The sequence below is a fragment of the Paenimyroides marinum genome, assembly GCF_900108395.1.
Lineage (GTDB): Bacteria > Bacteroidota > Bacteroidia > Flavobacteriales > Flavobacteriaceae > Flavobacterium > Flavobacterium marinum.
Genome location: NZ_FNXE01000023.1, coordinates 1 through 12,068, shown reverse-complemented (window position 1 = coordinate 12,068; position 12,068 = coordinate 1). Strand labels below are relative to the sequence as shown.

The 12,068-nt window shown below is 41.5% G+C and carries 11 protein-coding genes and 1 pseudogene; 4 read left to right on the top strand and 8 right to left on the bottom strand.

What is annotated here, in order from left to right; translation table 11 throughout:
* The first annotated feature begins 178 nt into the window (after window positions 1–178).
* Complete coding sequence (locus BLW20_RS14870) at window positions 179–325, top strand: hypothetical protein (protein ID WP_245725299.1); 147 nt, start codon at window positions 179–181, stop codon at window positions 323–325.
* A gap of 1,703 nt (window positions 326–2,028) precedes the next feature.
* Here the strand turns inward: BLW20_RS14870 and BLW20_RS14975 are convergent.
* Window positions 2,029–2,769: pseudogene (locus BLW20_RS14975) on the bottom strand (SpvB/TcaC N-terminal domain-containing protein); the annotation flags it as partial.
* A gap of 451 nt (window positions 2,770–3,220) precedes the next feature.
* Between BLW20_RS14975 and BLW20_RS14865 the strand changes: the two are divergent.
* The gene (locus tag BLW20_RS14865; RefSeq protein WP_245725298.1) at window positions 3,221–3,394 is read left to right on the top strand and encodes a hypothetical protein; all 174 of its coding nucleotides are present in this window, start codon (window positions 3,221–3,223) and stop codon (window positions 3,392–3,394) included.
* Window positions 3,395–4,021: 627 nt separating this feature from the next.
* Here BLW20_RS14865 and BLW20_RS08675 read toward each other — a convergent pair.
* The 7 genes from BLW20_RS08675 to BLW20_RS08645 all read right to left on the bottom strand — a co-directional run bounded on the left by BLW20_RS08675 (window position 4,022) and on the right by BLW20_RS08645 (window position 10,752).
* Window positions 4,022–5,485, bottom strand: coding sequence for a T9SS type A sorting domain-containing protein (locus tag BLW20_RS08675; protein WP_177165060.1), 1,464 nt, complete (start codon window positions 5,483–5,485; stop codon window positions 4,022–4,024).
* Between the two features lie 738 nt (window positions 5,486–6,223).
* Window positions 6,224–6,436, bottom strand: a complete 213-nt coding sequence (locus BLW20_RS08670) for a hypothetical protein (RefSeq protein ID WP_091099139.1) — start codon at window positions 6,434–6,436, stop codon at window positions 6,224–6,226.
* A 386-nt stretch (window positions 6,437–6,822) separates the two neighbouring features.
* Window positions 6,823–7,392: an RNA polymerase sigma factor gene (locus tag BLW20_RS08665; RefSeq protein WP_091099135.1), complete on the bottom strand. Its 570-nt coding sequence runs from the start codon at window positions 7,390–7,392 to the stop codon at window positions 6,823–6,825.
* The gene (locus BLW20_RS08660; protein ID WP_091099131.1) at window positions 7,385–7,771 is read right to left on the bottom strand and encodes a hypothetical protein; all 387 of its coding nucleotides are present in this window, start codon (window positions 7,769–7,771) and stop codon (window positions 7,385–7,387) included. The genes BLW20_RS08665 and BLW20_RS08660 overlap by 8 nt, the downstream gene beginning before the upstream one ends.
* 479 nt (window positions 7,772–8,250) lie before the next feature.
* Window positions 8,251–8,574 (bottom strand): glyoxalase, encoded by a 324-nt coding sequence (locus BLW20_RS08655; RefSeq protein WP_245725297.1) that lies wholly within the window; start codon window positions 8,572–8,574, stop codon window positions 8,251–8,253.
* 36 nt (window positions 8,575–8,610) lie between these two features.
* Entirely contained in the window at window positions 8,611–8,808 is a 198-nt protein-coding gene (locus BLW20_RS08650) for a DUF4180 domain-containing protein (protein WP_091099127.1), read from the bottom strand.
* Window positions 8,809–8,946: 138 nt separating this feature from the next.
* Window positions 8,947–10,752 carry a hypothetical protein gene (locus BLW20_RS08645; RefSeq protein WP_091099123.1) on the bottom strand — a complete coding sequence of 602 codons (1,806 nt, stop codon included), beginning with the start codon at window positions 10,750–10,752 and terminating at the stop codon, window positions 8,947–8,949.
* Window positions 10,753–10,978: 226 nt separating this feature from the next.
* Between BLW20_RS08645 and BLW20_RS08640 the strand changes: the two genes are divergently transcribed.
* Complete coding sequence (locus BLW20_RS08640; protein WP_091099120.1) at window positions 10,979–11,305, top strand: hypothetical protein; 327 nt, start codon at window positions 10,979–10,981, stop codon at window positions 11,303–11,305.
* Window positions 11,306–11,346: 41 nt separating this feature from the next.
* On the top strand, window positions 11,347–11,901 hold the full coding sequence (locus BLW20_RS08635; protein ID WP_091099118.1) for a hypothetical protein: 555 nt from the start codon (window positions 11,347–11,349) through the stop codon (window positions 11,899–11,901).
* The last annotated feature ends 167 nt before the right edge of the window (window positions 11,902–12,068 follow it).

Genomic DNA, 12,068 nt, shown 5'->3' with positions numbered 1-12,068 from the left:
ATAAGCCGTTAACGCATTTTCACGCATGTCGTAATGCGGTACGACGTATGTGCTTACGTTTGGTGAAACGCTGGTCTTTCTGAGTACTGGAATAAATGCCTGGTCGAAGTCTTTCCATTCCAGGCTGAATTTGGCACCTGCTTCCACCTCCACATAAATATAGGTATCGGGGTTTTCAGTGTCGACTCCCGATGCGTTGATCGGCAATGTAACGCCCGGCAGGCTGCCCGACGCCCCGTTTAAGGTGGCATTATATATTTCTACACTGTTGTACGAAGGATTATTACCTGTGCCGATTGCCAAAGGTACCTTACGATCCGGATAGGCAGGATCTTCTTTAATCTGGTAGGCTCGTATCTTCAGATCCACATTTTCGTTAAGCGGTACGTTCTGTCCTGCCCAGCCGATGGTATACGTCCCCGGTTCGGCAATGGTCAGAGGGTGCGGCAGCACATCCCCGTGAACAAAGGATTCGCTGTAGGTGGAAGGATTGTGGGGAACGGACGTATATTCAACCGTTGGATCCCAGCTGACATCCACTAATTCCGTAGGGATCTGGCTGCTGTTTACCCGGAAATAGATGCGGTCGCCTCTTTCCACGTGCGTAGATGCAGAAGTGTTCTTCGTTGCCGTTACCAGCAAGGTAGGCTGTATCAGGTAGCTTTTACTGTACGGGCTTACGGGAATCGGAAGGCTTAATACGGGGTTCGACGGGTTCCACGGAATTTGGGAAATGACCTCGTCTTTAAACCGTATGGCTATTCCCGGATCCCAGAAAGGCAATCCTCCGGTTCTTCCGCTTTGTTCCACGGAATAGCGGATCCCGTTGTGCGATGCCACGAAGTTTTTGGAAATGGTACCGTTGATGTTCACATCCCCTGCTCTGGGAGCTACCCATACCTTTACCACGTCCATCAGGTCGTTGCCGACGCTCAGGTCGGGCAGCGGTGCGGATACATCAGGATCGGGAGCACCTTCCTTAAAGATCCTGTTGGGTGTCAGCGCACTATTGTCGGTAAAAGTGGGACGGTCCGAGTTGGGGTCTATGCGGTTGAAATAAACGATGCGGTCTTTAACAAAATCCACCAGCCCGTCATTGTTCACATCGGTAAAGAAAGTACGCGCCCTTCCGTTGGTCTGCGATTTGGACGCACTGAAGCTTCCCGCTATGATGCTCAGCGACATCACGGGATCGGTCTGTGTCTGGTTTTCAAAAAGCCCCAGGTCGCCGATGTTGTAGGCGTTGTACAGCTGGCTGCTGAACGCGATGCCTCCAAGGTTTTTATGGTATTTGATGTCGTTGCCGACCTTCACCACCTTGTCATCCAATCCGTCACCGTCGATATCCAGAAGCAGCATCGTTGGCGAACTGGATGTGGATACGCCCGAAGGAAAAGCAAAATTGATGGTACCGCCATAGCTGAACGGCCACCATGCCGGCGGGTTCTGCATAGGCGATAATCCGGCTCCGATATTGAACTCGGTGGCACTGTAGCTTTCCTTGGTGGAGCTGATCACCGAATGTTTCTCGTCGGCAATGTCATCTTCCACGCTGATGTTTTTTTCTTCACCGAACAGCGAACCGCCCGCAACCTCGTTGTAGTAGTCAAACGTATGGGTATAGTCTTCACTTGCCGTTGTGTTTCCGCTGTCGTCCTTTTGGATGTTCCGCGTGGTAATGCTGTTTAAAAGCGTTTTACCGAACGCTCCGGTACCGTAATTGAAACGGTATTCCACATCGTAATCACAATAGATACTGGGATAACCTGCATCTGGAGGAATCTCTTTATCGCAGGTTACCTTGATATAGTCCAGTTTGGAAGCATTTACTTCTTTAAAGCCATAGCGGTAGTTAAAATGGGCATCGGAACGGCTGCTGTTGGAATAATTGAAAATTACGGTATAATAAAGGTTAGTGGTAGTGTAACCTACATTAACATCAGGATGCCGTGTATAATTAATCCGCCATGGAAGCATTTCGACACCCCCACTCAAGTTACCCGTACTCGTACCGTAGTTTTTAATAGAATAAGCGTATTCTATGTAATTTTTGTTTTTGTCTTCAACTTTAGAAAGGTACCATTTACCTATATTTTTGGGGTTGGTACCAGAACTCAACCTGTGGTTAGCTGTTTGTCCGTAATAATACTTCGTGCCGGACTTGTCCCATACCACCCAGGTATAGGTTGACGGACTGCTTCCTATCCGTTGGATTTTTGAAAACGAGCCCTCTACCTTCGGTACAAAGGTCGCCGTACCGCTTAGCCTGTTAATGGTGTTTGACTGCCGGTGCGGCAGGTAAAGGTTTGAGCCGTTGACCAGCATCAGTTCTTCGCCGTTAAACAGATAACTTTCGGTTTCTTTGGTACTATCGTACTTCGGCACACCGTATTTGGTATCTACCGAGATATAAGGTATGGGAATGTCCCATCCGTAACCTGTGATGCCGCTGCTGCCGTTGTTGTTGTATGAAACAGATAAATTAGGCTGTAAGCCGTTGCGTCCTGCAGGAACGGTGATGGGGAAATCCAGCGTACCGTCACCTTTCTGGTTGGCCGTCGGCGGCTGTATCTGTACGATGCCCGCCGTAGGGTTTGCCACTTTAATATCTGAGATGGAAGTCGGCGTGAAAGAGCTTGTTTCCGGTGACTCCGGTGCCTGTATGATTCCCGCGATATAATCGGTGAAATGGTTGGTAAGCCCCACAATCTTGTTTTCCGCCGGTAAAATAGTGTCTGTTGCTACCGACAGCCAGCGTCTTTGCTCCATGTCGAAGTACAATATCTTTACATCATTGGCGGTATATCCCTTTGGAAGCAGTTTGTCATCAAATTTTATGGTCAATTGTGCCTGGTCATTAAAGATTGCCCCATCAGGTAAAAACCGGTAGGCGGCAGTACCTGCCGTTACGTTGATGATGTTTGTACCAAGCGGGGCCGCGTCGATGGTACGCAGCTTCTGAACCGTAATGCGGTCGGCTCCCTCATAAATTTCCTTTGTGATGTTCAGGTCCACATCGGCAAGGGCAAAACCGTAATTCCCGTTTTCTGCCTGACGCACCGGAATCATCTGCTCCGGATACTGATAAGCTACCGTTTCCGACACTTCTTTGGAAGTTACGGGAAGCTGCTGCCGGTAGATGGTTTTTCCCGATTTTACCAGGCGTACATCCAGCGATTGCAGATCCGATGCGCTATCCAGTACGGTTTCAAATTCGTAATTGCGTACCGGTACCTGTTTATCATTGATAAAAAGTTGTGCGGAGGCTTCTGCCACCGTTCCTTTTACATACCCTTTCCCGTCTTTAACGTATAGCAGGCTGCCATCGGCAAAGGATACCGAAGGTGTTTCTTTACCGGTGGCTGCTGTTAATTTCACGTTGCGGACTTTATAATCCGATCCGCCGGTTTCAAAAGCGGTAAACAACAGATGGTTGTCGCCGTCTTTTAGCTGGTCTGCAACAACGGTTTCTTTAACTGTTTTCCACGAAGTGTTTTTTTGCACGTAGAAGCCGCCCGTTGCCGTATGCTCGTTGATGCTCCGGGCAATACCGGAAGCATTCTCAATACCGTACACCTCATAGCTTAAAACAAGGTCTTTTCCGGCAAGCTGCTTTTTATCGATTGAAAAATGGAAAATATTGTCGGAAGGGTCGTCGCTCTTGCTTTGATTGCCGTAACCGATGATCCCCATCTTATCCGAAGAATAAATTTCAAAGGCTTCTTCGGTGAGATTTTTTGAAATGTTTCCCTCATCATCCTTTTCTGCCTCCTTAACAGCTGTTGTTTGTGCTGCCTCCGTATCTTCTTCAGGATAAGGAGCCGCAGAAGCTTCAAACTGGTCGGGTCTGACAAAAGGGATGTAATGATTGGAACGCACACCGTAAGGAAAATAGCTTACTGCCGCATAAAGGGGATATGCAAACAACTGGAAGAACATGCCAAACAGTGCGGTATAATATAAAACCCGCATACCGGATTTCAAAGGATTGACTGATCCGTTCATAATGTTTTGTTTTATGTTATTTTATAATGATTTTTTTGATTTGGGGAAGGTCGTTGATATAGGCTACAATAATGTACACGCCTGAAGAAAGCCCTGGCTTGCCAAGGTTTACGGTTTCGTTTTGAACGGTTCCCAAAGCGGTCGTTTTTACCAGTCTGCCGCCATTGTCATAAAGTGCGATGTTAACGTCTGCTTTTTCAGTAAGGTTGAACAGCACATGAATGTCCTCGCTTGCAGTAGCCGGATTGGGATATATCCGCCAGCCTTCGTCGTTAAAGTCCGCACCTACGCTGAATACCTGCGTTATTGAACAGCCTGTATCGCTGGAGATGTTTACGCTGTAGGTTCCCGCTGCACGCAGGGTCACTTCATTTCCCTGTGCTATTTCTTTATCGTTACTGAACCAATGGTAGCTAAGGTTACCGGTGTTTTTCAGCGAAATGGTGGCTTCGCCGTTTTCCAGCGTATAGAATTTTTCTATCTTTTCATTACTTAGCCCGGCTATGGTTGTTTCAAATCGTTTTACAATCTTTTTGCCGTTATAGGCAAGGTTTACATCGAAATAAGCAGAAGTACTGTTATTGACTGTATAGGTTTCATTAACGTTTAACGAAGCGAGCACTTCGTCTTTTTTATCGTCATATATTTTTACGGAGTAATTGGAAATGGTTGAAGGAGCCTTTACTTTCAGGCGGAACTGCCCGCAGTTGTTTTCCGTTTCAAATTTTATATCGGAAGGGTGTTCCTTTAAACGGACGATGTTGCTGTTGCTTTTTTTAATAAGGACATCGTTGAAAACAAGCAGGGTATCTTTGGGTACTCCGGTATATTTTACGGCATTCCTGCCGTTGGTTCCCACAAGCAGCTCATAATCGTTAAATGAATCTTCGGAAGTTCCCAGCTTGCTTAAAGGGATGGAAAAATCGACAGCTATCTGTTCCTCACCGGTCTGTACCAGCCATTCCTTGCGGCTTTGTTTTGACTTTTTGTCAAAGGTAAGGCTTTTACCGTTGCTGCCTGCCAGGACATATGAACCTTCGTCCATGCGTTGCCGCTGTCCTTTTGAAAGCGACAGGATCAGGTCCCCGTCTTTGGAATGCATGCTTTTGGAAGGATACAGGTTGAAACGCCGCATCGAAGCCATTCCGAAAACATGGTGGTTGTACGCTTTGTTTCCGCCATCCCACAACTGTTTGCCGCCATACGTGTATTGCCTGTGATCAATCAGGTCGATACCGTATTTAATACTCAGGTAGGTTCTTATTTCATTGGTGGCAGCGGCAGATCCCTGGTCGGTCAGCACCAGTTCGAATACCCGCGAATCCTTTAGTTGGGGATTCATCCAGAACCTTCCCTCCTGAATATTTGAAAAACGGACATCGAGCAGTTCGCCGTAGGATTCGTTATATCCGTTCAGGTCAACCGAATCATTTAAATAGAGGCTTTTGCCTTCCAGGAACACGGCACGCTTTTCCCCCATAAAGGATACAAGATTTTCCTTCTTTTTGGATTTGTAAACCAGAAACAGGTGCTGCGGTTTATTGATTTTTTTTGAAGAACCCCACAGTGTTCCTTTGGTCAGTCCCAAATCCTTGTGGAAGTTCAGCCGGTCGAATTCCGGCAGTGTGTCATTTACTTTTTGCGGACTGGATAACCAAAGGGTCGGTTTAAACGGGTCGCTTTCCTGGGAATATCCCGAAAGGCCGCAAAAGAAGATCGTGGTGCTGAGTAAGCAGTGTACTATTCTCTTCATAAGCTGAGTTAAAATTTTGGCGATAGTTCACGTCAGACCACGGGGCAGTCCGGTATCTGAAAAAGCGGGTGCTTCATCAGTATTTTAGTAAAAACTATGCTTATTATGTTTATTTTTTAGGTTGCTGGTAGTAAAATTAAAAAAATGTAAAAAACAAACAACTATTTGTTAAACTTTTTTTTAACGGATCGTTACAGGATTTTTAACAATCCCTTTGTATATCAGCGGTCACCCGTTAAAATTTTTTTTACTCCATCAATATTGGGGTGGGGTACTTTGCCTGATCCTGCGTCTGTTAGGGTATCTGATTGTAATTCAGGTAGTTTCGTGTTAAAATTAAAGGATCCGCCGTCATTACGGTCTTGATCCGGGATCTCCGGTATTCAAAACATAAATAGTCCCTTACCCCAAAAGGACGTTACTCATAAAATAAAAGGAGGAACCTTGCTTTTTGCTGCTGTTTTTTCAGTCAGGTAGTTCCTCGCAAAAATAATTTTTTTCTTTAAGGAAATGTACCACAAGGTCTTTCATTTCATTAGAAGTTTCTACACGAAAGATCTTTTCGCAATCTTCAAGGTCAAAATTCCATTTTATGTCTGGTAATAACCCGTTCAATTCCGGCGTTAGTTGCTTTACCTCTTTCTTTGTTTTTACTGATGTTTTGAATACATAAACCATTACTTCGTTTTTTGTGTTATTCCAATCCTTTTTTTAGCGGGTTCCAAAAAGGTTTTGTCTTGATTTGGTTAGTTTCTCATTTCAATTCGTTTCTGAAATAGTGCGTCAATGCTGCACACAGCCGGTTGTATCCTGCTATGTAAACCACTTTTTCAACCCATTATGCGCTACTTCCTTTACTGTGTGGCAATGTCGATGTCAAATGTGCCGTTGGCTGTGCCAATGTCCCAAAAGGGATAATTCCTTTCAAAGTTTTGTATCGGAATGTTGTCGTTTGATCAACCAATGGCTGCACGTAAAAAGTAGTTTGGTTGAAACGCTGTGTTTTTCTACAATAACGACTTCTTTAAAAAATGTTTTTGCAAGTGTTTTTAAATCGTCCTATTCTACTTGTTTAAAATGGCTTCGTCATAAATTTCTTTCAGCCGGTTGCGGAGATATTTAACCGCATAGTGTTTTCGTGAAAGCAAGGTGTTTGTAGAAATACCTGTGGCTTGTGAAATTTCCTTGATAGGGACGCCTTCAAATTCGGTCCATTCAAAAACGCTTCTTTGTTCGTCCGGAAGTTCCGAAAGAGCTTCGCTTAATTCTTGCCAAACCATTGCCCACATATAGCTTTGTTCGGGATCATTAAAATCGTTTTCCTTCGGAAACAAGGCATATTCTTCAATTAAAAAGCCGTTTTCATCGTACCAGTAGGTTGGAATTTGTGCCTCTTTTTTCTTTTTGTTTTTATTGATGATGGTGTTCTTGGCAACGCGGTACAACCAACTTGAAACAAGCTCTATGGGGCGGTGTGTTCCTTCCATTGTTTTTAGGAATTGATAAAAAACGTCTTGCAGAATATCTTCGGCATCTTCATTATTAGGCACACGTCCTTTAATGAAAGAGCGGATACGGGGCAGGTGTTCTATAACCTGCTCCTCTACATTCTTGCGGTTTTCATCATTACTCATTTTCAGGTTTGTTGCTTTCTTTTTTATTAAATTTAGAACGGAAACCGCAACCTCTCTCAAACCTGCGTTGTTTAAACCATTCGCGTCTTTCTTCAAAAGACATCGCCATCCATTTTTCGCGTTCCGCATTCGAAACGGAATGGTGATGTCTGAAGCGTCTGTTACCTTTATGAAAGCCCATTCCGGAAAACAGCAACCTTGCTAAAACAAATAGTCCGATGGCTTGCCAGAAATTAATAGCTGTCAAACCAAAAATGCTCGGCATAAGCCAGTTCCATAAAAGCGTTAATGCTCCGCCAAATATTGCCAATGCGGTAATTGCAAATACGGGAAACATAACGTATCTGTATTTTACCATAAATTTAAAAAATCTTTTCATTTCTTTTATTCTTTAATTAAACAATCAATGTCTTATATAGGAAGACAACTGAACTTAAAAAATATTTTACGGAATTTGATTTTTTTTTTTCACGTGTACCTGTTTTTAACAAAAAAACACCAATAGCAACAGAGGTGTTTTTCACGTCAAAATCCGGCATGTTGATGCCGGTAGGTATCTGCATTCGGTACAGGTAACGTGCCGGATTAGCAACATGTAAAAGGAAAATATAAAAGCATTGTAAGCTATAAACAAACGCATAATTTGTGAAAACACCTAAGGGGCATCTTCATTTGCTCTACCATTAGAGTATAGTAAAATCAGCATAACTTGTTAGTAAAATAAGGTAGATGTGTCAACAGCCGTATGAAGGAGGGTTTTCACCTAAAGGTAGTCATTGGGCCTGCCAAAATGTTCTGCGGGGGACCTGGGCTGAAAAGCCTTTGCCTGCTCCAGCTGCTATTAGCGGTCGGTGTTTTTTATTCGGAGATTATTAAATAATAGTTGTCCGGGTCTCTCAGGGTAAATTGGTTTTTCAAGGAGTTTGCGTTGTAATGAATTTCCTTCTCAATGCCTGCATGTAGTTTTTTTGCGTTTTGAAAGATTTCAGTTAGGTGGTCAATTCTAAAGAAAAGTATTAACCCGTTTCCAACTGCTGTTTCAGGATTCAGCATTGTCGGGTGTTCGTGCGCACCCCATTTGTGTAAGCAGAGGATTACAATATGCCCGCCGGTCAAAATTTCGAAAGTTTCTCCACCGTGTCTACTATAAGCTTTGATAAAATTCAGAACTCTTTGGAACATCTTTTACCGCAATTATAATTTCCGTTCTTACCATATTTATTTTGTTAGGTATTTTAATGCATCTTCGACTGAAGTTACAAAATTAATTTGTTTTCCGTTAGTACTTTCATAAATGAAATCTTTCAGGCTTTTACTCATAAATTTTGAAAAGTCGCCAACTATAGCAAGTCTTATTCTATAGGTTGAAAATTTTTGTAAAATATCCCCTGTAAATCGTCGGCAAAAAGGGAACATTTTAGATGCCAAAACTAAGATAGTGTTTGAACCATAAATTATCGTTGCGTAGAATTAGTGAGTAACTAAAACGTAGACAACAGCCATCGTTACACAACAAAAATTAACTTTAGAATGCAGATGTACTTATGAAATATATTACTTTTCTAAAAATTCTTCCAGATCGGACTCTTTTCCCAATCCAAATTTCTGTTTCAGACGGTATTTAAACATCCGTACGCTTTGTGGTTCCACATGCAGGATTTGGGCAATTTGTTTGGTAGACATTTTCAGGTAAAGATAGGTGCAGTATTTCAAATCCAGTGGCGTTAATTTCTGAACGGCTTTTTCATTCAATCGGTTGAAAAAATCGGGATGGAGTTCTTGCATCTGAAGTTTAATGTCTTCAAAATCGGTCTGAAGTAGCATTTCTTCTTTAATAAGTTTCTGAATATGACTTGCTTCTCCGCTTCGTATCTTGTTCTGAATCTGTTTTAGGGTTTCATTCTTTCTGTCGATAATTAATGAGTTTGCCAATGCTTCTTTCTCCAATTGTTGTTTCCGCAAATCCAGTAATTCCTGTTCTGCTTTCAGCCGGGCTTGTTCTTCTTTTTCCAGCAAAATCTGCATCTTTGCCTGTTGTTCGGCGTCTTCTTTTTCTTGGGCTAATTTTTTCTCTCGTTCAATGGAATAACGCAACTTGAAATGGTAAGAAACAAACATAAAACCCAGCCCGAAAAGCAATGCCGATGCAATTCCGCCATACAGGTAATTTTGCTTTCGGTTAAATGCTTCCCGCTCCTTTAGCAATTGTAGCTCCTTATCTTTTTTCTCTGTTTCATATTGTACTTCCAATTTTTGTACGTTGAAAAGTTGTTGCTCGTTAAACGATTTTTTTAACAATTCCTCCGCTCTTTGCTGATATTGCAAAGCGGCTTTCGTATCGTTTCTTTTGAATGCCAAATCGGTCAAATCTTTATTTACAGCATATTCTAACCGGTAATAATTTTTGTTGGAAGCTACTAAATGGCTTAAACCCTGCAACAAATACTTTTCGGCAAGAGCTGGGTTTCCTTCTTTTTTGGCAAAACCACTTTTAATTCCGAAAACGTTCATCCATTTTTCCTGTGAAGCTTTGTCAGCTTTCAGCTTTTCTTCGGCAAGATCAAGATAACGGTACGCTTTTTCTTTGCGTTCGGCAAGGTTTTCCGGCGAATAATCCAAATAGTAGTTCGCCAGATTGATACAGGTAATCACAAAAGTATTGCCGCTCACTTTTTCAGGATTTTTCTGTTGCAAAGCAAAGGATTGACTCAGGTAGTAATAGCTGCTGTCCAATAATTGCGACTCGCTTGTTTTTTTGAAACGTGCCTGGTACATACTTGACAAACCGTTGTTTACATTTACTTGAAGATTCACGTTTTCAGCCATTAAAGCATAATGTTGAGCTTTTCGGATGTAGGTTTCCATCTTCTCGCTATCGTCCCATTTGCTATACGCACCATAAAGAAGATAATTGAGAGAATATTTCGTGGTCGGATCTTCGTCATTATTTTCAATTTGTTTTAATCCTTCTATCGCATCTTTTACCACCACATCGGGCATATTCATTGCATTTGCCAAAAAAGCTTTCCCTCTGTATGCCATCGCCAAAGCATTTTTATTGCCGGATTTTCTGGCGTTTTCCATGCTTAAATCAATCAGTTTTTTGGAGAGTAAAAGACTGTCCTTTGTAGCATAAATTGTACTTTGATAGGAATAGAAATAGGCTAAATCCGTTGTTTCAGATGTGTTTTCAATTTCTGTCGCCAATAAGTTTAGTGCTTCCTCCGGTTGATTATGTAAATGAAAATATTCCAACTGGTCTAACACTTTGGTGGTAGATGGACTTAAAGATTGGCTTTTCACTGTGGCGGTACAAAGTAAATAAGCAGCTAAAATATATAAAACCGATAGTGTTTTCATTCTTTAATATCTACAAACAGAGACAAAATAATGAAAAAATTGAATCAAAACCGAATATAAGCGTGTTAAACTTATATGTTCAAAAAATTGATTATTAAATAATTATGGTTTTTGTAGATGTTTTGTATATACAATTTTAAATGTTGTAGATGTTTTGTTCAAGGGCAAAAGAGAAATAATAATCTTGTTATGGATAAATTTGGATAAACATAAAAATAAATAAATTATGACACCAAAAGTTCAATCCATTCTCAGTTACCTCGGTATTTTGTGGCTGATAGCCTATTTTGTCGGAAAAGAGCAACGTGACAGTTTTAGCATATATCATCTGAAACAAGGATTGGGTTTGCTGGTTTTGGCAATCCTTTTCAACATTGCGGTTTATGTACTTTCCATTTTTTCTGCTACACTCGGAGTTTTAGTGAGCTATGCTGGAATCCTGTTTTTCATTATTATGATTGTAGGAATCATCAACGTTGCCAACGAAGTCAAAAAACCTTTGCCCGTAATTGGAAAATTATTTGAAGACAAATTTGATTTTATTGACAAATAATAAGAACACAAATAAAATTTTAATATTTAATTAATTGAAAAATGAGTAGTAGAATTTGGGTGATGATTATGACGATTGTTATATCTCTTATAACAATGTCTTGTCAAAAAGATGATGGTTTTAATGAAGAAGAAATAACGGATACCTTATCTGTTTATGTGTATCGTGCCGGTGTAGAAATGCATCAAGACAGATATAGTGCTTTGTACATGAAGAATAGACAAAAAGTAGTTCTTCCTTCTGTTACGGGTGGCTCTACAATTGCTCGTGATATTAAAGTGTCGGGTGACGATGTATATGTCGTTGGCGAAGAACTAAATGAAGAGCAAGAATCTGTAAAAGCATTGTTATGGGTAAATGGGCAGGCACAAGAGTTAAATGCTCCTAACTCAAAAAGTGTTACAGCCAAGGCGGTGTTTGTTAAGGACAACGACGTGTATGTTATAGGAAGCTACCTGCCACAAGCAGAAAATGCAACGTACAGGGCGATAGTATGGAAAAATGGAGAATTCACGCATATTGGGTCAAATGATGTGAGCACACGTCTTGAAGATATATTTGTTTTCACTACTAACCGACTAACTTTTCAAAATTAAGGAGCTTCCCATTGTGGTTAGCTCCTTTTTTCATATTTTGGTTTTACGACAAATCAAAAATATGAGCAATAAAGATACAGAAAAGAAATTAGTCGGTCAGCCGATTTTCAAACAAATCATCAATTTTATTCCAAAAGATAAATTTGATATGCTTGTCTACAAGCATA

What these genes read in the sequence shown, in the direction of transcription:
- BLW20_RS08660 (WP_091099131.1), bottom strand. Translation starts at nt 7,771, where the DNA reads ATGAAAAGATTTTTTAAATTTATGGTAAAATACAGATACGTTATGTTT.
- BLW20_RS08645 (WP_091099123.1), bottom strand. Translation starts at nt 10,752, where the DNA reads ATGAAAACACTATCGGTTTTATATATTTTAGCTGCTTATTTACTTTGT.
- BLW20_RS08635 (WP_091099118.1), top strand. Translation starts at nt 11,347, where the DNA reads ATGAGTAGTAGAATTTGGGTGATGATTATGACGATTGTTATATCTCTT.
- BLW20_RS08665 (WP_091099135.1), bottom strand. Translation starts at nt 7,392, where the DNA reads ATGAGTAATGATGAAAACCGCAAGAATGTAGAGGAGCAGGTTATAGAA.
- BLW20_RS08640 (WP_091099120.1), top strand. Translation starts at nt 10,979, where the DNA reads ATGACACCAAAAGTTCAATCCATTCTCAGTTACCTCGGTATTTTGTGG.
- BLW20_RS08675 (WP_177165060.1), bottom strand. Translation starts at nt 5,485, where the DNA reads ATGGGGGAAAAGCGTGCCGTGTTCCTGGAAGGCAAAAGCCTCTATTTA.
- BLW20_RS08670 (WP_091099139.1), bottom strand. Translation starts at nt 6,436, where the DNA reads ATGGTTTATGTATTCAAAACATCAGTAAAAACAAAGAAAGAGGTAAAG.
- BLW20_RS08655 (WP_245725297.1), bottom strand. Translation starts at nt 8,574, where the DNA reads ATGTTCCAAAGAGTTCTGAATTTTATCAAAGCTTATAGTAGACACGGT.
- BLW20_RS08650 (WP_091099127.1), bottom strand. Translation starts at nt 8,808, where the DNA reads ATGTTCCCTTTTTGCCGACGATTTACAGGGGATATTTTACAAAAATTT.